Raw genomic sequence first — 25774 nt, 5'->3', positions numbered from 1 at the left:
TTATAATTGAAATTGATAATCTTTATCAATGAAAAACATATACATATAGATAGAAAATGATGAAGGAGAGGAAAATATGACAACTTATACTTCCATTGCAACTGTTGTGAAAGAAAGAAGATCCATTCGTACATTTACAAATCAAGCAGTAGAAAAAGAATTATTGATTGAACTATTAAATGATGCAACGTGGGCACCGAATCATAAGCACCGCGAGCCGTGGCAATGTAAATTATTTATAGGTAACGGCAGAAAAACATTAGTAGACGCTGTTTTAAGGTCGTTTTCAGCGGAGGAGAGAGAAAAACGCGGAAACATGTTAACAGAACGGTTTATGAACACACCAGTTCAAATCGTTGTTTATATGGATGAAGACCCGCGCCAAGCACAGCGTAATGAAGATTATGCTGCTGTATGTGCATTTATGCAAAACTTTCAGCTTCTAGCTTGGGAAAAGCAATTAGGCGTTGTTTGGAAAACAGGCGGACTGATTTACAACCCTGATTTTATGAAAGCAATTGGTTTAACGAAAGGACACCGAATTATTGGTATTTTACATGTCGGATATTTTGATAAAGTACCAGAAGGAAAAGAACGTACGCCGATTACGGAGAAGTTAGAGGTTATTGAAGGATAAAGTGAAACTTCCATCAGTGGGAGGACTTCATCCCTCACTGATGGAAAGCTCGCCTAATCGGGTGTTGGTTTGAAATAAAGTTTGATTAAAAGTGTATTGCAAACGTTGATTTTGTAATAGAAAAAAAACACGCATTTTGAACAAAGATTGATCAAAATACGTGGGCTTTATTTTGGGATAGATTTAGTTTTTATAAAAAAGACTAATCATTTTCTAACAGTGTTATTTCACAGTCATGCCTGATTCTTGAAGAACGGTCCATCATTATTATCAAAAGAAAATGCCAGTAAGGCTCATCTAGTTATTGAATTCATTAACTGGAAGAAGTATTCAGGTTTATGAGTCTTATGTAGGTTATACCATGAATGCAATGTATCTGGTGCAAATACATCTAAGATTTTTAGTACTTCCGTCGCAAATTCCAAAGGAGCTATTCCTGATGCAGTAACCAAATTCTTATCAGATACTGCAGGTCCCATCTCATGAAATTTTTCTCCTTTATAATTAGGACAGACCATTTTAATATACTCTAAGTTATTGCTTGTATGCTTTCTAGAGTTTAGGTATCCAATATTCGCCAGTCCCTCAGTTGCACCACAAATTGCAGCGACAATAGTGCCAAGCTTTAAAGCTTCGCCAATTTTTTTCAAGATAGGTTGATGAATATCTTCTCCCCAAGTATTCCCTCCGGGTAAAACGATAAGATCCTTACTCTCAAGTGTACACTCATCAAGGGAAATATCTGGTTTTATATTCAGTCCTCCCATTGTAGTAATAATTTCTTTAGTAGTTCCTACTGTAACTACTTTTAAAGGTGCTAAATCTTTTTTGAAATATCTTCCTGAGTTTAGTTCAGCAATTAAATATCCATATTCCCAGTCTGACATTGTATGAAATATATAAAGATAAGCTTTTTTTGTTTGCATCCAATCACACTCCAATCACAATTGATATCGCTTATTATAAAATAACTTCCCTGACAGCTAACGTCAGGGAAGTTATCATACTTGATGAAATTGTATTAATTCCGACAGAACTTCAATAAGTCTTTTCTTAAGACTTATTGGCTCAATAATTTGAATAGATTTACCGTACGGTAAAAGTAAATAAGGTACATATGTATGTATTATATCTTTTTCAATAAGGAATACAGCTTGATTTGAAGTTCGTTCATGTAAATAATTTCCCAAAAACCAATGTTGGCAAACATCATTTAGCGTACTTTTATTTCCATTAATAACTAAAGAAATAATCCCTTTCTTATCTTCCATAGTAGGAAGGAGGTTTTTCAAAAAAAAGTCACGTGCCGAAAAATTTTCTGGCGGGTTAAACTTATTTCCAGTTAGCATTAGACTTTCAATTCTCTCTACTCTAAAACTGCGGATATCATTTCTAAGATGACAAAATCCAATCATATACCACTTATTATTCCAATAAATAATTCTGTATGGATCAACCAACCTATACTTTGATCGCTCTTCGCCACTTTTATGGTATCGAATTTTTACAGAGTATCCATCAGCTACGGCCTGCTCCAGCTCCTTCAAGAAAGGTTCCATCGAGAGGGAACTTATTCGACTTATTACTTCAAGACTGGTTAAATGTTGGTTTATCTTTGTTTCCTGCTCTTGGTTTGAATATTTGCTTAGCTTTGAAATAGCCCTATTTAATGCTTCTCCTCCATAATATCCGGCCTCTTCTGCAAAAACAGCAGCGTGAAATAGTGATGTTTGTTCCTCAGAATCAAAAAAAAGAGGAGCTTCAATAAAATTATTCAATAAAGTATATCCACCGTTATGTCCTGTGTCTGAAATTATAGGTACACCACTTGTCGAAAGTGTATCAATATAACGATACACAGTCCGTATATTCACCTCTAACTTTTCTGAAATTTGTTTTGCAGTAATTTTTTCACCTGAGCTAAGCATCCATAGAATTGCTAGTACATTGTCCATTTTAGGCATATAAAGCCACCTCAATATGGAATTTATTATTTATCATATAAGTTTTTCCCCTTAATTCGTGTTAAGTAAATTTTACTGTATTAATCATTTGAATTTAACGTATTTTTTAAATATAACTCTTTACAATATATCCCCAGACTGCGGATTAAGAAAAAAATCCTGCCAATATTTCAACAGGATTTTTGAACAAACTTTATTATAAATGATCAATCTTTTTTATGCGAGTTCTGCTGGAAGGATGAACGTACCATCTTCATGTTGATGTAATGTGTAAACATTTGTAATCGCACTCGTATGAATGACACCGTAAATGTGCGGATATTGTTCACCATTTGCAGCTAATTCGTACTTAATTTCTGCTTGTACACGTTCGGCATCAATTGCTAACAATACAAGAGAAGGTTCTGATGCAAAATGTTTATGAGCAACTCGTAATGATTGGCTAAGGAATGAGCAGTGAATGAAGCCCTCTTCGTGTAAAGAAGGTTCGACAATTACTCCTTTTTCCTTTGCGTTCTCCCATGCTTGTACTGTCATAACTTTCATGATTGTTTTCATATGATTGTCCCCTTTGTAATGACTATTTTCCTAAAGAAAATTTTACATGTTTTTCAAGTGAATCGCATCTACAAAACAAAATAAATGGAGGGAGTTTCTATAATCTTCATGAAAGCTTGCTTCTATTCATACACTTTCATAAGGGAATGTGTAAGGAGGGAAAAGAGATGAGAAGCAGTGAGGATAAAGTATTGCAATATGCAATCGCGGAAATTACGGAAATCGCCACAGGATTTGGATTAGATTTTTATCCGATGCGTTATGAAATTTGTCCAGCAGACATTATTTATACATTCGGTGCCTACGGGATGCCAACGCGTTTTTCACATTGGAGCTTTGGAAAACAATTTTATAAGATGAAACTTCACTATGATTTAGGGCTGAGTAAAATATACGAGCTCGTCATTAACTCGAATCCGTGCTATGCCTTTTTATTAGATACAAACGCACTCATTCAAAATAAACTGATTGTTGCTCACGTATTGGCACATTGTGACTTCTTTAAAAATAATATTCGATTCTCTAACACAAAAAGAGATATGGTCGAAAGTATGTCGGCAACTGCAGAGAGAGTAAAAAATTATGAGCATAAATACGGAAAAGCAGAAGTCGAAACATTTTTAGATGCAGTGTTGGCTATTCAAGAGCATATTGATCCTTCACTTATGAGACCAAAGCTGTCGTGGAGTGCAGATGATCAAGACGAGGAAGAACAAACAAGAAAGGCCCCAACGCCATACGATGATTTATGGAACTTAGAAAATCGAAATAAGAAACGAGAATTACCTAATGCCCGGAAGAAAAGAAAAATTCCGCCGCAACCAGAAAAAGACTTACTTCTCTTTATTGAACAATACAGCCGCGAACTAGAAGAATGGCAGCGCGATATTTTAACGATGATGCGTGAGGAAATGCTGTACTTCTGGCCGCAGCTTGAAACGAAAATCATGAACGAAGGCTGGGCTTCGTATTGGCATCAACGTATCCTCCGCGAAATGGACTTAAGCTCAGATGAAGCAATCGAATTCGCAAAGCTAAACGCAGGAGTCGTGCAACCGTCAAAAACAAGCATTAACCCGTATTACCTCGGTATCAAAATTTTTGAAGACATCGAAGAACGCTACAACAATCCGACAGAAGAAATGCTACGCCGAGGCGTAAAACCAAACTCAGGAAGAGAAAAAATCTTTGAAGTACGCGAAATTGAATGGGATGTATCATTCCTGCGAAATTACTTAAACAAAGAACTTGTCATGCGCGAAGATATGTACTTATTCCAACGCCAAGGAAAAGATTATAAGATCGTTGATAAAGAATGGGAAAATGTTCGCGATCAGCTCGTCAATACGAGAACAAATGGTGGTTTCCCGTATTTAATGGTCGAAGATGGAGATCACTTAAAGAACGGAGAACTGTACATTAAGCATTACTATGAAGGAATTGAACTGGATTTAAAATATTTAGAGAAAGTATTGCCGTACATTTATCAATTATGGGGAAGAACGGTGCATATGGAATCTACCGTAGAAAATAAGAGTGTTGTGTTTTCATATGATGGGAAGATGGTGCATCGGAAGTATGTGTGAAGCTACTGTTAAACAGTAGCTTCCTTTTTATGGATATCATTTATAAATAAAATGAAACAAAAACGTTATTTTCTGTATAGTAAGAATAGATAAATATTAAAGGGTGTGCACAACAAGAATCAACAGCAATTCTAAGGGGAAAGGTGGAACAGGTGAGTTGGTAAAAGTCCAAGTGAGACCTGATACATTAGAAGAAATTGCAAGTTCTTTTGCACGAGCAAAAGAAGATAGTGAAAAAAGGATTCAAGATTTGACATTGACTATTTTTAATTTACAAATGCAGTGGTTCGGAACATCACAGCAACGATTTTATTCAGACTTTTTCGAAGCGAAAAAGCATATGGAATCATACATAAAACACTTGAGTTTTACAGAATTAGAGTTAAGAAGAATTGCGAAAAAGTTTCGGGAAGCGGATGAAAAAGCGTATGGTGAATATAATCCAGTTGATAAAATGTGGGAAGCCTTTCAGCGAGGAGGAGCGAGAGCAGCAGAAGACACTATTTTTGACCCACTTCAAAAAGCGTGGAAACAAACATCCGACTTTTTCGGAAACTTGGTTGATGATCCAAAAGGAACACTCGAAGACGCAAAAGATAGAATCATGGACTCTATTGATGACAAGAAAGAGGAATTTAAAGATAAATACGAATTTAGTAAAGACCTGTTGAATGATCCTATTGGAACATTAAAACATGAGTGGGCCAAGGAAATCCAAAAGATGTATGATATGCGAAACGCTTTGTCGGATTGGTATGTTAGAAATATACAATATGGAGATTTAGAAAGTGGAACCGAATTAGTAGCATACGGAGTGACTTCTTTTGCGTTCCTCGCAGTTGGTACAAAAGGTGCCGGTGCTTTAAGTAATGGCGTAAGATGGGGAAGAGATTTGTCACGGATGTCTTCTTATGAAATGAGAGGTGGATTGAGCACTGTATATGGAGGGAATTCTTACGTTCGTCGCTTTGATACAAATTCACCAGCTAGAGATACTTTTCAATTTTCAATAGGAGAAACAGCTAGAGACTACAGTCATTTAAAGAATCTAGATAACTTTAAAATTGGAACAAAGGAAGACGCTTTAAAACATATTTTTTATGGTGAGGTAACGAAGAAAGGAAAAGCAGTGGGATTTCATTATGAAGGTATGGAAGGTAGTAAAGGGAAAATAGTTGGTGAGATTGAGGGTCCAAACAATTTAGGTGTTTATCGAGCGAATGTGGAAATTGATGGCGAGAAGAAAAATGGTAAATCTACTTTTTTTCCAAAATCCATGACAGAGCAACAAATTATTGATTGTATTAATGAAGCCTATGAAAATAAAGAGTTGGTGCAGGGACGTTTCTATACAGGGACAGCTTCAAATGGGATGACAATTGAAATGCAGATTAATGGTAAGGGACAAATTACATCAGCATATCCTATACTTTAATTGCTTAGAGCGAAAGGGAGATAATTAATGGAGTTAAAATATAAATATGGTTTTAATAGGTCTGAAAGATTTAATGATGTTAGAATTAATTTATATATGAATAATAAATTAAACAACACAGAGTTAATTACTATCTTTTTTGGAAGTGATATACAAAGATCTTTTATATCCGTTAAGAATGACTTAGAAGATTTTGATAGAGTTCTAAGAGGAGAAGAAGAAAAGATTGAATGCAGTTATAATGCGAATTATATTGAGATGGATCAATATAAAACAGTAATAGAGGAGTTGTTCCCTGATGATGAAGATGATCCATTACAGTGTGAAATTGAAACAATAGAATTAAGAAAATTACTTTTAGTCTGGTTTAAGGAACTGACACAGTATAAATATGAGCGAGATAAAATTGAGAAAGAAGAAAAAGAAATAATATTAAATTGGATTGAAGAACAACAAAAAATTGGCTATAAGTTAGAAGAGAATCTGAAAAGATAAATAAAATAAATAGCACCTTAACAATACGAAGGCTGGGCTTCGTATTGGCATCAACGCATCCTCCGCGAAATGGACTTAAGCTCAGATGAAGCAATCGAATTCGCAAAGCTAAACGCAGGAGTCGTGCAACAGTCAAAAACAAGCATCAACCCGTATTACCTCAGTATCAAAATTTTTGAAAACATCGAAGAACGCTACAACAATCCGACAGAAGAAATGATACGCCAAGGTGTAAAACCAAACTCAGGAAGAGAAAAAATCTTTGAAGTGCGCGAAGATATGTACTTATTCCAGCGCCAAAGCAAAGATTATAAAATTATTGATAAAGAATGGGAAAATGTTCGCGATCAGCTCGTCAATACGAGAACAAATGGTGGTTTCCCGTATTTAATGGTCGAAGATGGAGATCACTTAAAGAACGGAGAACTGTACATTAAGCATTACTATGAAGGAATTGAACTGGATTTAAAATATTTAGAGAAAGTATTGCCGTACATTTATCAATTATGGGGAAGAACGGTGCATCGGAAGTATGTGTGATAAGGAAAGCCACTATGTATGTAGTGGCTTTTTCGTTGTTACAAGGTGACGGATTAGTAATGTCTTTATTAGGGACAGAAACATCAATTTCATAATTGAAAGGTTTGTTTAACTGTAGCCTTTTAAAAATATTTATAACACTAAATTTAGTATCTTTTTTGTCCTTTATTTAATTGAATTTTTTAGAAATAAATTCTTTAAATTTCCATTTATAAATTGACTATACATCTTTTTAGAGATAGAATCATTTATGGATAACAGTTATCCATAAATGATTCTAATTTAAGGATGGTTAATTTATGCGCATAAAATCTGGAATGGAACAAGCTGTTTATACTTTACTTTTATTAACAAGGGTGCCTAACCGTAACACTCTAACTTCAGAAGCAATCAGTGAACGTTTAGATGTATCCCCATCTTATTTGAAGAAATTAATGAGATTACTGGTACAGGCCGGGTTAGTAGAATCAATAACAGGAACGAAAGGAGGATTTTCATTAGCAAGATCTCCAAAGGAGATTACTTTGTATGATATTTTCCAAGCAGTCGAAGGAAGAGGCGCCTTTTTTCAGGGAAAAGGCATGGCTCTGTCTGTCTTTGATTCAAAAGAGACTCATCATCAAGAAGACTGTGTTTTAGCAAGGGTTATGAAAAAAGTAGAGGATAAGTGGGCTCAAGCCATGAGTGAGGAAACATTAGCAACATTAATGGAGCAGATCGAAGAGTTTTATGATGTAGAAAAAGTAGACGAGTGGATACGTGAGAAGACTTTGATGAACTAAAGTTTTCATAGCACCGAATTATCTCTTTCCTAATAAATTTATGTTATAAACATTAGAAGTGTTGTATCAAATAAAAATTTATAAATGTATTACTGCTTCATAGTGTAAATACCTAGAATGGATTATGCATATACATGATCCATTCTATTGTTCTTGCACTTTAATTGACCTTGTGTAATAAAGATTTTTATAACAAAAGAATGGAGGGTTTGGTTAGAAATGAAATTACAACGTACTGACGATATAAACATGGAAGTAGCTAAAATTCAAGATCAACCATCCGCTAGCATTTGGAAACTTGTTGTCCTAGCAATGGGATTTGTAATGGCAACCCTAGATACGACGGTAGTAAATGTCGCAATTTCAGATATTCAAAACTCTCTTGAAATTAACCTTACTGGAATTACGTGGGTTGTAGATGGCTATATCTTGACATTTGCTTCTTTTTTACTTGCGGGAGGTTCACTAGCTAATCGTTATGGTGCAAAAAATATTTACATACTTGGTTTAGGTTTCTTTGTATTTGCATCATTATTATGCGCTATAGCACAGACTGCAAATATTCTTATAGCAGCTCGCCTTCTTCAAGGTGCTGGAGCAGCATTATTTATGCCAAGTTCTCTTAGTCTACTTGCACTTTCTTATACAGATGAGAAACAAAGAGCCAAAATGTTTGGTATTTGGGCAGCAATAGTCTCTGCATCGGCAGGTATAGGTCCTTTTGTTGGGGGGGTTTTAGTAAATTTGGCTGGATGGCAGAGTATCTTTATTATTAATCTCCCAATTGGTATTATCGCTCTATTTTTTACTTACCAAATTATTGCTCAGTCACCTCGCGTACAAAGTGAATTAAATCTTATTAGTCATGCTTTAGGTATTATTACATTAGCAGCTCTGTGTTTTACTTTAATTGAAGGTCCTTCAATGGGGTGGTTCTCTCTTCCAATCGTTAGTTCAACCATTATAGCGATTTTGACTGCAATTCTTTTTGTTGTAAGAGAACGCAAGATAGAAAATCAAATGATTCCAAGTCAATTATTTAAGAATCCTCGTTTTTCTGCTGCAAATATGGTAGGGTTTTTGCTTAACTTCTCTCTTTTTGGTGGCATCTTTATGCTAAGTCTATTTTTACAAAAAGCTCGTGGTTCAAATCCTTTTATAGCAGGATTACAGTTATTACCTATGATGGCGGTTTTCGTGGTAGGTAACCTTTTATTTGCTAAAGTAGCTACCCGTTTAGGCTCAAGACTACCTATGCTCGTAGCTTTATTTACAGCAGGAATTGGCTCATTGTTATTGGTAATCTTCATTTCTCCATCTATGCCATATTGGTTATTAGCAATTATTTTTTCAATCATCAATTTAGGGGTAGGGGTAACGGTTCCAGCAATGACTGCAACGGTCATGCAAGCAGCAGGACCATCTCATGCAAATATGGCTGGAGCTACATTGAATGCGAATCGACAAATCGGTGCTTTAGTTGGTGTAGCAGTTATGGGGGTTATCATTCATTTATCAGGAGGCTGGTATAATAGCGCAAGTAATACATTCATAACTATGACTATTGCTTATCTAACAGCAGCATTTTTAGTAGGGCGTTTCATTCGAACAGAAACTAAATCATAATTCAATAAACTAGTTCTGGAGTATATGTGTTAAGTATTACTGAATAAAAATATGGAGCTAGACAAAAAGTATGAAGAATAATCGGAATGTTGGGAAATAAGGAGATTTCTTATATAATCACAGCACAGTGTAGTCGAATGAAATAGCAAATAACATAGATAACTGGAGAGGTTAAAATGAGTAAAGTAGGAATATGTAAGATAGATATTACCCCTCCTTTAGGTATCGAATTTATCGGATACCATAGAGAAACAGGGGTCCGTAATATTGATGAACACCTTTATGCAACAGTACACGTGTTTGAAAGTAATGAAACAAAGACCATATTTATAAGCATTGATAACATAGGGATGTTAATAGAAGATACCGTAATCATTCGGGAACAAATTGCAACTGAATTGAATGTTCCATTAGAAAACATAATGGTTGTGTATACTCATACTCATTCTGGTCCCGAAACAGTCGGTGATGATAAATTAATAAAGTCCTATAAAACGGTTCTAATCAATAATGTAGTAAAAGCTGCTGTTATTGCAAATGACAATATGCAACCATCTGAAGTTGGTTGGAATGTGACAACAGGTGAGATAGGGATAAATCGAAGAGAAAAAACACCTGATGGTAAAGCGAAAATGGGTGTAAATGTAGATGGAGTTGTAGATAAACGAATCGGCGTTTTAGCAATTAGAAATGACCAAACAAAGGATTTAACCGGAATCATTGTGTTTTGTACAGCTCATCCAAATGTATTAAAGGCAGATAGTGATAGATTATCAGCCGATTATCCAGGTTTGACAAGGGAAATTCTCGAAAGAACACTTAACTGTCCGGTAACAATTGTTCAGGGGGCCGCGGGAAATGTAAATGCAAAATATCGTGGTTCAATGGAAGCATTAAAACAAATGGCTTACGTAGTAAGTGGAAATGTCTTAACGATGTTGCCAACAATTACTTACAACTCAATTTTAAAGCTAAAAATTATTTCAAGTACACTGCAAATGAAATTAAAGGATATTCCTGAACCTGAAGGAATAAAGAGGATGGCACGATTAGCTGAAACACATTGGGGCGTAAATACTGACCAATGGCTTACGATCATGTTAGATAAGTACAAACGAAATATAAGACAGTTAACAATAGATTTAGAAATTCAGTTATTTCAAATCAATGAAGGTTCATTTTCTGGAATACCAATGGAACCATTTTCAGAAACAGCTCTAGAGATTAAAGAGAAACTGAATAACGAACTTGCTTTTTTGGTGGCTATACGAACGGTTATGTTGGTTATCTACCTACAAAGAAAGAATATAGACACGGAGGATATGAAGTAGAACTCAATCCTGTGGTGTATGGACCAGTTACAAATTTGTGGATGCCTCCAGAAGAGAATACTGCTGAGCTTGTAGTGGGAAAAGTTATGGAACTGTATAATAGTTAAAATTTTTATGATCAAGTACAATAGCTTTATAGAAAAAGAGCTCGGAAATAATCCAAGCTCTTTTTCTATAGTTTACTTAAAATAAATGACGTCATTCCAATCAATAGTATATTTAATTCTGTGCACCTGAAATTGATTGAATATTCAGCTAAATATTGATAGAATTTATATAGTAATTTTTGGAAAGTTAAGAGATGTATAGGAGGATGGGGGAGTATGAAAACAATCACAATCCAAAAAATCACCACAGCGATTATGCAGCTCATTCTAGCTGTAGCAGGTATTCTTTGCTTAAGTTCACTACCGAGTTTGTTTAAAGGAATGGAAATTGATATAAATAATTATCTTAAAGCTCTTGGTGGCTTATGTAAAAAGCTATTAGATTTTTCTCATTTGACGTATGGGAAAAGTTTACGGCCGATATTTCCGCAAATTTTTGAGTTTTATTGGCAGTCTTTGGGGTTATTTATGCTGGCACTTTTCATTTCGGTTGTATGTGCTTTTTGCTTTACCTATCTGATTATTCGCTTTTTCTATGAGAAATTGAAAAGAATGAAGTTTGTGTTAGTTATATTAGAATCAGTACCTGATTTGTTCATCATTATGTGTTTTCAGATTTTTGTGCTTTGGTTATTTCAAAAAACAAATATTATGGTATTCAATATCGCCAATACATGGCAGGAGAAGTCCATTTTGATGCCTGTTGTTTGTTTAAGTATTCCCCCCACGATTATGTTAACTCGTATTTTCCTGCTGCAAGTAGAAGCAGAGCTGCAAAAAGATTATATTGCTTATGCTCGTGCAAAAGGTTTGAATTTCTATCACATATTTCGTCATCATGTGCTCCGCAATGTGTTGTTTACGATGTTTCATTATTCTAAGACGATTGTATGGTTTATGTTTTCTAATCTGTTGATGGTTGAATATTTGTTTAATATTCCTGGTATTGTGCATTTTGTTTTGAAATATCCATTTCCAGAAGTGTTTGTTGTGACGCTTTTATTGCTTTATATTCCATTTTTTATGATTTACAAAGCGTACGATCTATTTGTACCTGCTGTTATGAGAGGGGAGGGAGTGTAGATGATCAGACATCTTGTACGGGAAAAGCACTTTCTGTTTAGCTTCTTGTTTTTAGTTATACTGATACTTGCTAGTATTGCGAATACGATTTTCAATGATGGTCAAATTAGACAAGTGACAGCCCTTTATGAGAACGGAACGCTGATGGGAGCGCCGCCATTCCCGCCATCTACTCGTTTTTTGTTAGGTACTGATATGCATGGATATGATTTACTTCATGTCATTATACAAGGTGCAAAATTCACCATTGGCTTATCGGCGTGTATTGCCATGCTGCAGGTCGGATTTGCAATTGTGTTTGGCGTCGGAATCGGTACGTTTCTGAAAAGCTGGAGCAGTAAGCTTGAATCGTTTTTTGATAGTTTTACGATTATGCCGCTGACAATCATTGCGTACTTCTTATTAGTAAATGTGATGTCGATGCCGATAGATGGATTTCAGCAGCCGTTTTATCAACGTGCTCTTTTTGAAATGTTTATTCTTACCATTCTTGCGCTTCCTACAACGTCTTTTTATGTAGCGAACGAAGTAAAAAAACTATTCATAACAGAATTTGTGGAAGCTGCCTCTGTATTAGGCGGATCAAAGTTTCACATTTTACGTAAACATATATTCCCGCAGCTTCGTTCTACGTTAGTCATCTTATTAGTGCAGCAATTCAATAAGGTTCTTCTCGTTTTGGCGCATTTAGGAGTATTGAAGATGTTCTTCGGCGGAACAGTTATTGACCACAGTCCTGCAAAAGAACCGCCGCGGACGTTATCATTTGAATGGTCTGGGTTAATTGGGGATAAGTTTCATATGCTTTCTGTTCACCCTTGGATTGCTCTCGTTCCAATTGTCTTTTTCTCTTTAACAGTCGTTGCTGCTAATTTGATGTTAGTCGGATTACAAAATGCGTTTGAAAAATCAAATGCTTCAAAAGTGCAGAAAGTAGCATATGATCTAGTGGAAGAAAAACAGACTTCTAATTTTTGAGATTGATATAAGTCGCTGCTCTTCCTTTGTTTTAAATCTGGCACGTGGCAGAAAAAGGCCCTGACCGCTTCTAGGCACGGCCAGTTGCTCTCGCTCACCCAAAAAAGAAAGGTTTTTAATTATATAAAAAGCCCGATACAATGTCGGGCTTTCGTTGTTTCCTATATGATTAAACACTCTTAGTTGCAAAGTTCATTTCTTTTTGTAACCTCATAAACGAACGGTACATGCCAATTCTCCAAGAGACGATCATCGCAAAGGCAAGTAAGAAGAACATACCGCTTAATTGTCCTAAATCAATTGATTGACTTAAATATTCTTTCATACCGAGTCGGACAACAAGTAAACCGACTAAAATAAAGATAAATGCTTTAGAAGGTATTAAATAGATGTCTTTTCCACGTATTTCAAATTTTGATGTTTTAATAAGAAAAATAGAGAAAAATAAACCAACGATAACAGCTTCGAGAATTTCAGTTGATGTTAAGCGAAATTCTGGTAAGAAGTACATGCATGCTCCCGTACTCATAAAAAATGGCGGGAGTATAATTTTTTTAAGTGTTACAGGTTTCTTTGCTGATTTTAAGCGAAGAAACATCATTCCAACAGCCATACAAAGAGCAATAATACTTGAAAAAACAGCTAAGCTCATGTTTGACCTCCTTTTATCCTTTGAACGATTTTTTTAATAGAATCATAAACCAAACGAGAGCGGCACCCATAATCGTATGAGACATTCCGGCAATGTGACTTAATCCTTTAAAATCAGCCCCATTGAGTTGAAGAAGTCCGCGGGTTGCCATTGAACCAATTGTTAAAACTAATCCTACATTATAGACGATGAACCACATGTTAAAACTTTTTGCCTCATGGAATGCAAATGATTTTGATAGAGCAAAGGCAACTAAGAAGAATATAAATCCAAGAACTAGCACATGTGTGTGCAACTTGTATAGCGATGTAGTACCTTGAATTCCTTGCGCTTTTGAATATTCTCTCGCGAATACACCTGATAATAGACCGATAATTAAATAAGTGAATGCTGCATTATATAACTTTTTCATCATATACCTCCTAGATAGCATTAGCAATGTTTATTTTTGGATAGTAGACTGCGATTATTAGTGGTTTGTCATTCCGTATATAAGGCCAGAAATATATGGGATCAGCCAAATGAACCAGACGATAATACTTAGCTTGTGGAATGTTGTCATCATTTTTGTATCTTTTTTGATTAATACAATTGTTGCCCAAACAGCATGGAATAACATTAGTAAAATGGCTGCTAAGCCTGTGATTCCGTGGAAACTGAATAGGGATCCTGCTTCTGCCATTTTCTCCATTAATGTCGTTCCGAGCGTATCACATACGAGGCCGAGCCAAAAAATGACGACATGCCAAGGTTTTAATGTCTTTTGGAATTTTTCACTCCATACGCCAATTGTATAAAAAATGAGTGCAGCTGTAATGCATGCAATAGCAGATGCCAACACGTTCATCATTCCTTTCTAACAGTCATGTTCCTTATATAAAGAATGTTACATGAGAATTATGAATAGAATATGAACGCAATATTACATATGAAATTGGCGTAATTATTATATTTAAATTGTATTATGTTGTAAACAAAAAATGAAGAGGTACTTGTGAATAAAGAAAAAACTTTCTTATTCCCTATGTAAATAGGGATAAGAAAGTTTTTTTAGACTACTGTTGTTTACACCTCGTTTTCTCGTAATAATTTTCCGTCGCGAAGTGTTAAAATTCGATCGCATACATCAAGCATTTTTTCATCGTGTGTAATCATAATTGCTGCTTTTTTATTTTTCTTTACTTCTTGTTTCATTAACTCAACGACTTCTCTTGCACGTTTTGAATCAAGGCTAGCAGTCGGTTCGTCCGCTAAAATTAAGTCTGGATCATTCATAAACGCACGAGCGATCGCTACACGTTGTTTTTCACCGCCTGAAAGTTGATTTGGATAATGATTCATTCGATGTCCTAATCCAAATGTTTTCAGTAATTGTTCCGCAAACTTACTAGCTTCTTTTTTATCTTCTCCCTTTAACTTAGCGATATACAGAAGTTGTTCTTTCACCGTTAAGAAAGGTACAAGATTTGCGAACTGGAATATAAATCCGATTTTTTTTAAGCGAATATCTGTCATTTCTTTTTCTGATAAACTTGTTACGTTTTGATTAGAAATATAAATGTTTCCTTTTGACGGAGAGAGAAGTGCACCTGCAATGGAAAGCAATGTACTTTTTCCTGAACCAGATGGGCCGACAATACCGATAAATTCGCCCTCTTTTACATCTAATGTAATGGGGTGCAGGGCAGTTACTTCTGTTTCACCTTGGCCGTATGTTTTGCTTACTTGATCAAGCTTTAATAATGACGCGGGGTTATCCCATTTTACTTCCGTTACCATTACATGCCACCTCCGATTGCTTCTAATGCATCTACTTTTAATACTTGATATAGAGAAATTAATGTACCCAGTATACTAATTACGATAAAGGCACCTGTATATTGCAAGATTGTTGTTGCTGTTAATAAGAACGGCATACTAGCTGGTAGAACAGCTTCTACAGCAAAGATTAAGCCAATGCCGATAATAAGAGCAACGCCAGTTAAGACGATAGATTGTACAACTAACGTATTTGCTAAATATGAGTTTTTTGTTCCGATTGCTTTTAATACACCTAATTGATGTGTTTTTTGTAATGTAATGACATAGAAGAATACGCCAATTAACAATGCTGAAATAACAAGTAAGAACGTGATAATCATCGTTAATGTTCCTTGTTCTTCTTTATAACCTGGAATACTTTGTAGTACTTCTTTTTTATCAACAACTTTTGCGTTATCAATTTTTTTACCAGTATTTAGAGCGATTACACTGTAATCTTTTTGATTTGGCAGGGCAATAGTGTCCCATACATTTTCATTCATGTGAACAACAGGTGAATGACTAAACATTTGATTTTGTGTAAATCCGACAACTTTGAAAGCTTTTTTAGAAATAGGATCTACTAGTTGATCTCCAAGTTTGATTCCTTTTTCTTTAATTGATTCATCAGCGACAACTTCATTGTCTGCTAACGTCCCATTTTTTCCTTCAATTACTTTTGGAGCAATGAATGAATCTTGTTTACTTGAGAAAATAGCAACATCAACTTTATTTGAAGTTCCTTCTTTTTCAAATGTTGATACTTTAATGTGCATTGGAACTGCATCTTTTGCATCAACTTGTGCCAATACTTTATCGACATCTTCTTTCTTAATTTGCGAGCGTAACAATTTACCATCTGCATCATCTGATAATATAAATTTGTTTGCTTTCATTTCGATAATAGAAGAGGCATTATCATGAGATAAACCATTTGCTAGACCTGATATGATAAGTACAAGAAATGATAATAACATCATGATTGTACCGATTAATCCGTAACGTAATTTCGATTGTTTTAATTCTTTAAGTGCTAAAAACATAAGGTTCGTTCCTCCTTGTTTCGTTCTATGCTCTTATCATAAAGAAGAAATATGAACGGAATATGAACAGAAAGTTACAAAAGACGAGTTTAAAAAAACAAAAACCCTTTTGTTTTTAGGTGGACAAGAGCGTCTGGCCGTGCTTGGAGCGGTCAGGGCCTTTTTTGGCCACGGGCGATGTTAAAACAAAGGGAGCGAACGAGTAGCACAGCACTTTTTACTCTGCATAGCAATGATTTATCTGTTGGAAAGTTAAGTTGGATATATATAAATGACATACGTTTTGTGGGTAAAAGTGTCCATTATAAAGAGAAAAAGAAGATAGGAGCTGACTCAAAAGAGATGTAGATGTCTTTTGAATCAACTCCTTCTTATATGTTCACTGATATATCGGCGCTTCGACAATGTTCAACATTCTGAGTGCATAAAATAGAGCTGACATTAATCTTTTTTCTAGTCAGCACCAGTATCTTCTTTTTGTTTCAATTTTAATTTATATACAATACAGAATTTTCAAATATACATCTATAAGATATAATGGAAGTATTAACTAAAGGGAGTTGTGAATATGATTGCGAAAATGGCAGTAGATGTTTTGTTTTACCAACAAAAAATCTAAGGGGTTGTACCTCAGGCTGCGCCCCTTAATAAAGGGAGAATAACATGGAAAAGTTTTTGAATCACTTTTTAACAGGTCAAACGGTTATATTAAAACAAATGGAACAAAATCACCTTGAACGCTTTGCTCAATTTGAAAATGAAAAACGTACGCTGTTACTCGCAAATGATGACATTCCGTTTCCAACGACATTGGAAGACAACAAAACGTTTTTCAATGGTATTAGCAGTAAAAAAGAAGAATTTATTTTTGGTATTTTTGATAAGGAATCGAATGAACTAATAGGATCATGTGGTGTCTTTTCCATCAATTGGAAAAATAGTACTTGTTTTGTCGGCATTTCTATCGGCACACAATGGCAAAATAAAGGCTTTGGTACAGACGCTATGAACACTTTACTATCGTTTATTTTCAATTACATTCACATTAATAAAATTAAACTGCAAGTGTTTAGTTTCAATGCGAATGCGATTCGTTCATACGAAAAATGCCACTTTGTAAAAGAAGGTACTTTACGCAATGAAATTTTTAGATTTGGCAAATTCCATGACGTATATATGTTTGGCTTATTAAGAGAAGATTGGAATGACCTACACCTACAAAGCAATTGATATATGAATCCACTTTGATTGTTTAACAAACAAAGTGCCACATGCCATTTGTTGCAAACCTGGCATGTGGCAGGAAAAGGCCCTGACCGCTCCTACGCGCGGCCAGAGGCTCTCGTCCCCCCCCTAAAAAGGGGGTTTTTAGCATTTAAATAGACTTAGTGAGTTAAAAGGGAGAGAAGGCAAACATTGTGTCACTTAAGTTGGTGCAACTGTGTCAATCCACAGCTTATATAAATACAACTTGATTTTTTAACACATAGATTGTTGCTATGTAGAGTACAACATGCCCGCTACTGGCCTGCTCCTTTTGTTTAAAACTCGGCATGTGGCAGGAAAAGGCCCAGACCGCTCTAATGCGCGGCCAGAGGCTCTCGTCCTCCCCTAAAAGAGGAGGTTTTATGTTTTATATATGTCTTTTTACCCATTCATGTGTAAAGTGTTCTTCATCTGGAGTAAAGGCTAGCTCTCCATAGCGGATTTTCTCGTACACTCCTACTATTTCATGTGAACAACCGATACGTGTTAACCATTGTTGGATTGTTTCATAGGGGCGTCTTTGTTTAGATAGTGGTAATTTCTGTTCCCACTTCACTAGTTCAGCACGTATAGGATTATGAGGCAATGCATTTATTTTTTTCTGTTCAATGGGAGATTGATCGATTTGGGAAGGAAGTTTTTTTTCAGCTATCGTATCTTGTAGTAATTGTTGTTTATTTCTTCTGGACTTATAAATACGCCAAACAATAAGTAATATTATAATGATAATACAAGAGTAACTTATTATATTATTCTTATTCTTAGATGTCATTCCTTTCTTTAAGAGGGGGGTGTTTGAACCGTCATCCACTTTTTCTCTAGATTCCATAATCCACGATTTACCACCTGGTCTGTGACCTGACTCATCTATCGGATCACCACCAGATAAGTAGGCTTTATCCTTACTCTTTCCACCGCTCAGCGTTTCTGCAAAACCATCTATAAGATAATATTTTGTGTTACTAATCATCCATTCCTGAAATATTTCGCGTGAATATATGGCTCCTTGGGCTAAAAAAAAGGCAACAATTATCGTACTACAGATTAAAACTAAGCGAAATCTGGCAACTATCCACTTGTCCATACAATCTCCTTTCTATTTTCACCAAATTGGTAATCTTAGTAGATAAAAATAAAAACAAAGAGATGTATTTTAACATCCTTTTTTAAAAAGTACCAAATTTTCTGTATATTTGTAAATGGTTTTTGTGAATATACAGAAAATTACCTCGACTAATCAGTCATACATTTCATTTAGAAGTTTGGTAAGGAGTATGATTCCAGCAAAAATACTCCCCTTATTACCTAATTACAATTGCAAAGAAAACGAAAAGTGTGCTGGAATGCACACTTTTCATTTTTACGGCTATTTTATATCTGCCTTGAGGGAGGAAACATGCTTGGAACGTCTCGATTTGAAAAAAATCAAAATCGAAGGGAGTAGCATACCACGAACAAGGAACGTATCAATTAAAATCCCCATTGTCATTGTCAAGCCGAACAGAAAGAGTTCTTGAAGGGGCTGAGTAATGAGCACAGCGAATGTAGCTGCGAGTATAATACCAGCTGATGAAATGACGCCCCCTGTTAACGCAACTCCGCGTGCCACAGCTTCTTTCCATTCATATTTTTGCGCCTCTTCTTTGATTCGGGATACGAGCATAATATTGTAGTCGACCCCTAATGCAATGAGAAACACAAAGGTGTAGACAGGTAGACGATAGCTAATTGAGTCGTAGCCTAAAATATAATGAAAGATCATCCAACCTAGTCCTAGCGTCGCTGAATACGAAAGTAACATGGTTATTATCATTGTGAACGCGATAATGAGCGATCGTGATTGATATGTCAGCATAATGAGAATGAAAAGGGAAATGAGCGTGAACGTTACAATCGTATCTTTTTCATTTAACGATTGCACATCTAATTGCTGCGGGGTTTGCCCGCTATAATGCAAGGAATATTGCTTGGAATCAAAGCCGCTCTTTGCTAACAAACTGTTGCTATTTTCTCGCAGTGCACTGATTGTATTTAAAGCTGCTTGGTCGTAAGGATTGTCTTGTAAAGTCAATTGCAGTTTGATGGCATGTTTTTCTTCCGATAAGAAATTTTTGGGCAAGTTCGTATTAGGTGCCGCTAATGCGGAAGTGATTTCCGGTGTGACGGTGTTTACCCCATCTAGTTTCTTCAGTGCGTTTGATAATGAAGCTAATTTATCAAGAAAGGATTGGTCTAAGACAATTTCTTTGTCTGATTTTAAAATGACAGTTACAGGTGCTAATTGTCCCGGTGGAAAGTTTTCCTCTAAAGTTTCAAAACCTTGCCGCGAGGAAATGTCATTCGGAAATGACTTCATTAAATTAAATGAATATTTCATAGATCCAACGTTCAGCGAAGCAAGAATGAGCATAAGTAACAGTATACTTGCAGTGATGGAAGGCTTTTTCTTTACAAAAGTGCCTACATTTGTCCAGAAGCCGCCCAGCTTTTCTTCTTTTTCGGCTACTTTTGGAATGAAAGGCCAAAATGCTTTTCGGCCCACGAGTGCAAAGAGGGCTGGGATGAGTGTGATGCCTCCAAGAAGAATGAACACCATGGCAACTGAAAATACTGGGGCAAAGTTATGATATGCATTAAAAACAGCAAAGAACAATGTAAGCATCGCGACCAGCACTGTTCCGCCGCTGAAGAGAATAGGTTCCATGACTTGCGTTAATGCGACTTGCATCGCATCGTACTTCGAACTTGTCTTTTTTAACTCTTCTTTATAACGAGCTAAGATGAATAAACAATAATCCGTTAAAACAGCAAAGAGTAAAATCATCATAATGGAAAGAGCTTGTTTTTCAACAACGAACCATCCGTTTTGGCCTGCCAATCCTAAAATGCGATCGACTACTGCATATACGATACCAGCAATGATTAATGGAATGACAGCGAGCAATGGGGACCGATAAATGATGATTAATATAATGAGAATTAATCCGATTGTTGCAAACATTAATACGAAGTCAGCATTTTTGAAAAGCGTAATCGTATCCGCTGCAATTCCAGCTGGACCTGTAATCTCAAGCTTTAAGTCACCGATATCCATTTGTTTTATATGGTTTCGAATTTGCTGTAATGTCTCATAAATTTGATCTGATTCTAAGCCTTTTGTCAGAGCAACATTTAAAAGAATGGTTGTGTTATCTTTGGAGAACATTTTATCTTGTGTGGCTTTTGGAAGTTGGTGAAATGGTAGGGCACTTGCTACATGTTTCGGTTTATCATCTGAGGAAAGCCATTTGCTAATTTCTGAGATTTTTGCGCGTTCGTCCTCAGTGATTGCATCTTTTCCATGAAAAACAAGTAAGGCGACTGCGCCATCTTTGGATGGAAATTGTTCGTCTACTATCTTTTGGGCTACAGCAGACGGCGTATCTTCATGGATGCTTCCTTCACCGCTGCTTGTTGCGTACTTTTTGGCTGATGGTGCGATGAAACTTAAAACGCCAATAGCAAGAATCCAAGCGATTAACACGATTTTGGCACCCTTCGGACTACTTATAAAGCGAGCAAGTTTATGGATCACATATATAACCTCCTCTTATTATCTTCAAGAAGATTTTAAAATAAGAATATGAACGGAATATGAACGGAATATGAACGGAATGTTACGAAAATTAAGATTATTCAGTTGTTTCGATTTTGTGAACAAATGGAGAGATTAAGTTTAAAATGTTGCGTTATTGTTTTTTTATGCTTATTATATACCTATAGGGGTATAAGTAAGGAGGAGAAAAAGAATGAGTAGAAAAATTGTTGTAGTTGGCGGAGTTGCTGGCGGAGCATCAGTTGCAGCACGTCTGCGTCGTTTAAGTGAAGAGGATGAGATTATTATGTTTGAGCGCGGAGAGTATATTTCGTTTGCGAACTGCGGACTGCCATATTATATTGGCGGAGTTATTCAAGAAAGACAAAAGTTGTTAGTGCAAACAGTAGAGAAAATGTCCAAGCGCTTTAACTTAGATATTCGCATTTTAAGTGAAGTAATAAAAATTAATAAAGAAGAAAAAACAATCGTGGTGAAAAATGTAGTTACCAATGAAACTTACGAAGAATCTTATGATGTTTTAATTCTTTCACCAGGTTCTAAGCCGATGGTTCCACCAATTCCAGGAATTGAAGCAGCGAAAGCGTTATTTACATTACGAAATGTACCGGATACAGATCGTATAAAAGGATATATTGATGAAAATAAACCGCACCATGCGACTGTAATTGGCGGAGGCTTTATCGGTGTTGAAATGGCTGAGAACTTGAGAGAAAGAGGCCTTGATGTAACACTTGTGGAAATGAACAATCAAGTCATGCCGCCGATTGATTATGAAATGGCTGCATATGTACATGAGCATATGACAAAACATGGCGTTCAGCTCATTTTAGAAGATGGGGTAGAAGCTTTTGAAGAAGAAGGAACGGTTATTCGTCTGAAAAGCGGTACAAAAATTCATACAGATATGATCATTCTTTCTATCGGTGTACAACCTGAAAGCAGCTTGGCAAAAGAGGCAGGATTGGAACTAGGAGTTCGAAATACGATTAAAGTAAATGAAACGCTGCAAACTTCTGATCCATCTATCTATGCGATTGGAGATGCGATTGAAGTAAAAGATTTTGTTACGGAAACAGAAACAATGATTCCACTTGCATCGCCGGCAAATCGTCAAGGTCGTCTATTAGCGGATATTATTCATGGCCATGCAGATTCTATATATAAAGGAACGATGGGTACATCCATTGCAAAAGTGTTTGAGTTAACAGTCGCTTCGACAGGGGTGAATGAAAAAGTATTACAACGTTTAGATTTGCCCTATGAGGTAGTTCACGTACAAGCAAACTCTCATGCGGGGTATTATCCGAACGCGTATCCGGTTTTATTAAAGCTCATCTTTAATAAAGAAACAGGAGAAATTTACGGAGCGCAAGCCGTAGGTCAGGTTGGTGTAGACAAACGAATCGATGTCATTGCAACTGCAATGAAAGGAAATTTGAAGGTGATGGATTTACCTGATTTAGAATTGTCATACGCTCCGCCGTATTCTTCTGCTAAAGATCCTGTAAACATGGTGGGGTATGCAGCAAGCAATATTATTGAAGGACTTGTTGATATCGTGCAATGGCATGAAATTGATCATATCGTTGAAAAAGGCGGGTATTTAATTGATGTCCGAGAACCGCATGAATTAAAACAAGGAATTATCAAAGGATCTGTAAATATTCCATTAGATGAATTGCGTGATCGATTACACGAGATTCCAACAGATCAAGAAATTTATATTACGTGTCAACTCGGCATGAGAGGGTATGTAGCGGCACGTATTTTAATGGAACATGGGTATGAAGTAAAGAATGTTGATGGTGGTTTTAAGCTGTATGGGACAGCTCTACCAAACCGCGTTGCGCATGAATAGGAATAAAGTCCTGTCAATTTTGACAGGACTTTATTCTAAAAAAGTGTTTACAACATACCTAATAGGGTATAATCTTTAACAGAGAACAAGTGAAAGTATGGAGGTGCTCCATTGGAATACGGTCAAGATATGAAAAATCGTTTGAAGCGAATTGAAGGACAAATTCGCGGTGTCCTTCGCATGATGGAAGAGGGAAAAGATTGTAAAGAAGTCATTACACAATTGACGGCATCACGCTCCGCAATGGATCGTACGATTGGATTAATTGTCGGAACAAATTTAGAAAAATGCCTTCGCGAGCAATTTGAAAAAGGCGATACATCTAATGAAGATGTTATTAAAGAGGCTGTACAATTACTAGTTAAAAGCAGATAATCTGTCAATTTTTTTGGCAGATTTTAAAAACGATCTTATTATACCTATACAGGTATATGTATAGAGAAAATACTATTAATACATGAATAAAATTATGAAACATACTACTGGAGGTATATAAAATGGATATCAAACAAGTATTAGATGTAAAAGGATTAGCATGTCCAATGCCAATTGTAAGAATAAAAAAAGCGATGGATGCTTTGCAAACTGGAGAAGTGCTAGAAGTGCATGTAACAGAGAAAGGTGCGATTAAAGATATTCCAGCATGGTCACAAAAAGGTGGACATGAAGTATTACAACATGTTGAAGAAGATGGAGTTTTGAAGTTTTGGATTCAAAAAGGGTAAGAACAAGGAGGGGATAATATGAATGTAGTGTTGAACGGCGTTTTGATTGTATTGATTTCCTTGTTTATTATTTCTCGTTTGTTACCTGTTAAGGGAGTGAAAAATATAAGTGGGAAAGAACTAAAAGATGAAATGAAGAAAAAGAATAAGCAATTGATTGATGTTCGTACACGAGGTGAATTTAGAGGCAATCATATTCCAGGTTTTCGAAATATGCCATTAAATGAACTCATACAACAAGCAAATAGCTTAGATAAAAATAAAGAAGCAATTGTCATTTGTCAGAGTGGAATGAGAAGTAAACAAGCAGCAAAAATTTTAAAGAAAATGGGATTTAAACAAATCATAAATGTTTCAGGCGGTATGAGCGCTTGGCGTTAAGGAGGATGTAGGAAAATGAAAGAAATGACTGCGAAAGAATTAGAACATAAATTAATGAATCATGAAGTGGTAAACATTATTGACGTACGTGAGATAGAAGAAGTTGCGGAAGGGAAAATTCCAGAAGCACTTCATATCCCGCTTGGCTTATTAGAATTTCGTATGCATGAGTTAGATAAACAGAAAGAATACGTAATTGTATGTCTTTCTGGCGGAAGAAGCTCGCGAGCAGCTCAATTTTTAGAAAGCTATGGTTTCCAAGTGATCAATATGAACGGCGGTATGTTAGCTTGGGAAGGGAAAACAGAATAACTGTTAAATAGATGAACAAAAGATACAAAGTCCTTTCATTTGCGAAAGGACTTTGTACGGGCTTTTAAATTACCTATACGGGTATATGTAGTGACGGGAGGAATCAATATGGAGCAACAGAAAAAAACAACAATTGTGTTGTTTAGCGGGGATTATGATAAAGCGATGGCGGCATATATTATCGCAAATGGTGCAGCAGCGTATGATCAAGAAGTAACGATTTTTCATACATTTTGGGGATTGAATGCGCTTCGTAAAGATGAGCCGATAAAAGCAAAGAAAAATTTCTTAGAGAAAATGTTTGGAAAGATGATGCCGCGCGGTGCAGATAAGATGGGATTATCGAAAATGAATTTTGCAGGCATAGGACCGAAAATGATTAAGCATGTCATGAAAAAACATAACGCAATGCCATTGCCAGATTTAATTGATCTGGCGAAAGAACAAGGAGTGAAACTTGTCGCGTGCCAAATGACAGTGGACTTATTAGGACTAAAAGAAGAAGAAATTATGGGAAATGTCGAATTTGCAGGAGTTGCAGCGTATTTAGCGGATGCGTCTGAAGGAAACGTAAACTTGTTTATTTAAATTCAATTCCTTTTAAACATTTAACAAGTATTGGTGTGGCATAGGGGAAAGAATGAACATAAGCGCCCTGCCCTTATTGTTGTTGTAGTATACCCATTTTGCTTTTGGAGAAGAATTTTCGTTCGCGGAATTTCTTTTTCAAAAGCTTTTTTTGTGAAGAGGAAATTTCAGTAATTACAGATTGATCTTGAATAGTAAAATATTTACTTTAATTTCACACATGGTTAAAAATCCCTTAATAATTAAAGGTTATAGTAAAAATATCAAAAAGAAACAAACTGCGACCAAAAAATAATATTTGTGAGAATGTATGGATAGAGATAATTTACGAACACCTGCTTGCATAGAATAGTGCCATTCACAATCAATAAGAGATCATAAAAGTTGTCTATGTATTGTGTGTGAATGACGGTCTATATATGCAAGTAG

Annotated in this window: 25 protein-coding genes and 2 pseudogenes; 17 read left to right on the top strand and 10 right to left on the bottom strand. The window is 35.8% G+C overall.

Annotation, left to right across the window (positions count from 1 at the left end; genetic code table 11):
• Positions 1–76 precede the first annotated feature (76 nt).
• On the top strand, positions 77–637 hold the full coding sequence (locus tag MR076_RS17760; RefSeq protein ID WP_242222722.1) for a nitroreductase family protein: 561 nt from the start codon (positions 77–79) through the stop codon (positions 635–637).
• A 293-nt stretch (positions 638–930) separates the two neighbouring features.
• Here MR076_RS17760 and MR076_RS17755 read toward each other — a convergent pair whose 3' ends face one another.
• The 3 genes from MR076_RS17755 to MR076_RS17745 all read right to left on the bottom strand — a co-directional run bounded on the left by MR076_RS17755 (position 931) and on the right by MR076_RS17745 (position 3159).
• Positions 931–1563 carry a type 1 glutamine amidotransferase family protein gene (locus MR076_RS17755; protein ID WP_242222721.1) on the bottom strand — a complete coding sequence of 211 codons (633 nt, stop codon included), beginning with the start codon at positions 1561–1563 and terminating at the stop codon, positions 931–933.
• Between the two features lie 75 nt (positions 1564–1638).
• Positions 1639–2601: a helix-turn-helix transcriptional regulator gene (locus MR076_RS17750; RefSeq protein WP_242222719.1), complete on the bottom strand. Its 963-nt coding sequence runs from the start codon at positions 2599–2601 to the stop codon at positions 1639–1641.
• Between the two features lie 216 nt (positions 2602–2817).
• Positions 2818–3159, bottom strand: coding sequence for a DUF952 domain-containing protein (locus MR076_RS17745; RefSeq protein WP_242222717.1), 342 nt, complete (start codon positions 3157–3159; stop codon positions 2818–2820).
• Positions 3160–3326: 167 nt separating this feature from the next.
• Here MR076_RS17745 and MR076_RS17740 point away from each other — a divergent pair, with 167 nt between their 5' ends.
• The 9 genes and pseudogenes from MR076_RS17740 to MR076_RS17700 all read left to right on the top strand — a co-directional run bounded on the left by MR076_RS17740 (position 3327) and on the right by MR076_RS17700 (position 13122).
• Positions 3327–4745, top strand: a complete 1419-nt coding sequence (locus MR076_RS17740) for a SpoVR family protein (protein WP_242222716.1) — start codon at positions 3327–3329, stop codon at positions 4743–4745.
• A gap of 157 nt (positions 4746–4902) precedes the next feature.
• Positions 4903–6180: a WXG100 family type VII secretion target gene (locus tag MR076_RS17735; protein WP_242222713.1), complete on the top strand. Its 1278-nt coding sequence runs from the start codon at positions 4903–4905 to the stop codon at positions 6178–6180.
• Between the two features lie 27 nt (positions 6181–6207).
• Positions 6208–6675, top strand: coding sequence for a hypothetical protein (locus MR076_RS17730; RefSeq protein ID WP_242222711.1), 468 nt, complete (start codon positions 6208–6210; stop codon positions 6673–6675).
• Positions 6676–6702: 27 nt separating this feature from the next.
• A pseudogene (locus MR076_RS17725) lies at positions 6703–7215 on the top strand (SpoVR family protein); the annotation flags it as partial.
• A gap of 299 nt (positions 7216–7514) precedes the next feature.
• Entirely contained in the window at positions 7515–7997 is a 483-nt protein-coding gene (locus MR076_RS17720; RefSeq protein ID WP_242222708.1) for an Rrf2 family transcriptional regulator, read from the top strand.
• Between the two features lie 219 nt (positions 7998–8216).
• Positions 8217–9623, top strand: coding sequence for an MFS transporter (locus tag MR076_RS17715; protein WP_242222706.1), 1407 nt, complete (start codon positions 8217–8219; stop codon positions 9621–9623).
• A gap of 176 nt (positions 9624–9799) precedes the next feature.
• Positions 9800–11061, top strand: a pseudogene (locus MR076_RS17710) (neutral/alkaline non-lysosomal ceramidase N-terminal domain-containing protein).
• A 216-nt stretch (positions 11062–11277) separates the two neighbouring features.
• Positions 11278–12144 carry an ABC transporter permease subunit gene (locus MR076_RS17705; RefSeq protein ID WP_242222704.1) on the top strand — a complete coding sequence of 289 codons (867 nt, stop codon included), beginning with the start codon at positions 11278–11280 and terminating at the stop codon, positions 12142–12144.
• Positions 12145–13122 (top strand): ABC transporter permease, encoded by a 978-nt coding sequence (locus MR076_RS17700; RefSeq protein ID WP_242222701.1) that lies wholly within the window; start codon positions 12145–12147, stop codon positions 13120–13122.
• A 169-nt stretch (positions 13123–13291) separates the two neighbouring features.
• Here the strand turns inward: MR076_RS17700 and MR076_RS17695 are convergent, their stop codons facing one another.
• The 5 genes from MR076_RS17695 to MR076_RS17675 form a co-directional block, all read right to left on the bottom strand.
• Positions 13292–13774, bottom strand: coding sequence for a CcdC family protein (locus MR076_RS17695; protein WP_242222699.1), 483 nt, complete (start codon positions 13772–13774; stop codon positions 13292–13294).
• Positions 13775–13787: 13 nt separating this feature from the next.
• Positions 13788–14186 (bottom strand): DUF2871 domain-containing protein, encoded by a 399-nt coding sequence (locus MR076_RS17690; protein WP_242222697.1) that lies wholly within the window; start codon positions 14184–14186, stop codon positions 13788–13790.
• A gap of 57 nt (positions 14187–14243) precedes the next feature.
• Positions 14244–14615, bottom strand: a complete 372-nt coding sequence (locus MR076_RS17685; RefSeq protein WP_242222695.1) for an HsmA family protein — start codon at positions 14613–14615, stop codon at positions 14244–14246.
• 224 nt (positions 14616–14839) lie between these two features.
• A complete protein-coding gene (locus MR076_RS17680; protein WP_242222693.1) occupies positions 14840–15553 on the bottom strand; it encodes an ABC transporter ATP-binding protein in 714 nt (237 codons plus the stop codon).
• Positions 15553–16617, bottom strand: a complete 1065-nt coding sequence (locus MR076_RS17675; RefSeq protein WP_242222691.1) for an ABC transporter permease — start codon at positions 16615–16617, stop codon at positions 15553–15555. Before MR076_RS17675 ends, MR076_RS17680 begins: the two co-directional genes overlap by 1 nt.
• Before the next feature lie 663 nt (positions 16618–17280).
• Between MR076_RS17675 and MR076_RS17670 the strand changes: the two genes are divergently transcribed.
• A complete protein-coding gene (locus MR076_RS17670; protein ID WP_242222690.1) occupies positions 17281–17847 on the top strand; it encodes a GNAT family N-acetyltransferase in 567 nt (188 codons plus the stop codon).
• Between the two features lie 403 nt (positions 17848–18250).
• Here MR076_RS17670 and MR076_RS17665 read toward each other — a convergent pair whose 3' ends face one another.
• Both MR076_RS17665 and MR076_RS17660 read right to left on the bottom strand, forming a co-directional pair.
• Positions 18251–18967 (bottom strand): hypothetical protein, encoded by a 717-nt coding sequence (locus tag MR076_RS17665; RefSeq protein WP_242222687.1) that lies wholly within the window; start codon positions 18965–18967, stop codon positions 18251–18253.
• Positions 18968–19249: 282 nt separating this feature from the next.
• Entirely contained in the window at positions 19250–21457 is a 2208-nt protein-coding gene (locus MR076_RS17660) for an MMPL family transporter (RefSeq protein ID WP_242222685.1), read from the bottom strand.
• Between the two features lie 214 nt (positions 21458–21671).
• Between MR076_RS17660 and cdr the strand changes: the two genes are divergently transcribed.
• From cdr to MR076_RS17630, 6 genes are all read left to right on the top strand, one after another.
• Positions 21672–23339 (top strand): CoA-disulfide reductase, encoded by a 1668-nt coding sequence (gene cdr / locus MR076_RS17655; protein ID WP_242222683.1) that lies wholly within the window; start codon positions 21672–21674, stop codon positions 23337–23339.
• Positions 23340–23450: 111 nt separating this feature from the next.
• The gene (locus tag MR076_RS17650) at positions 23451–23714 is read left to right on the top strand and encodes a metal-sensitive transcriptional regulator (protein WP_035432943.1); all 264 of its coding nucleotides are present in this window, start codon (positions 23451–23453) and stop codon (positions 23712–23714) included.
• 122 nt (positions 23715–23836) lie between these two features.
• The gene (locus MR076_RS17645; protein ID WP_242222682.1) at positions 23837–24064 is read left to right on the top strand and encodes a sulfurtransferase TusA family protein; all 228 of its coding nucleotides are present in this window, start codon (positions 23837–23839) and stop codon (positions 24062–24064) included.
• Between the two features lie 18 nt (positions 24065–24082).
• Positions 24083–24445 carry a rhodanese-like domain-containing protein gene (locus MR076_RS17640; RefSeq protein ID WP_242222680.1) on the top strand — a complete coding sequence of 121 codons (363 nt, stop codon included), beginning with the start codon at positions 24083–24085 and terminating at the stop codon, positions 24443–24445.
• 15 nt (positions 24446–24460) lie between these two features.
• Positions 24461–24757: a rhodanese-like domain-containing protein gene (locus MR076_RS17635; protein WP_242222678.1), complete on the top strand. Its 297-nt coding sequence runs from the start codon at positions 24461–24463 to the stop codon at positions 24755–24757.
• Positions 24758–24865: 108 nt separating this feature from the next.
• Complete coding sequence (locus tag MR076_RS17630; protein ID WP_242222676.1) at positions 24866–25345, top strand: DsrE/DsrF/DrsH-like family protein; 480 nt, start codon at positions 24866–24868, stop codon at positions 25343–25345.
• The last annotated feature ends 429 nt before the right edge of the window (positions 25346–25774 follow it).

The sequence above is a fragment of the Bacillus cereus group sp. BfR-BA-01380 genome, from assembly GCF_022663535.1.
GTDB classification, from domain to species: domain Bacteria; phylum Bacillota; class Bacilli; order Bacillales; family Bacillaceae_G; genus Bacillus_A; species Bacillus_A cereus_BB.
Note: the sequence above shows the minus strand (reverse complement) of the source record. Positions and strands in the feature narration are given on the sequence as shown.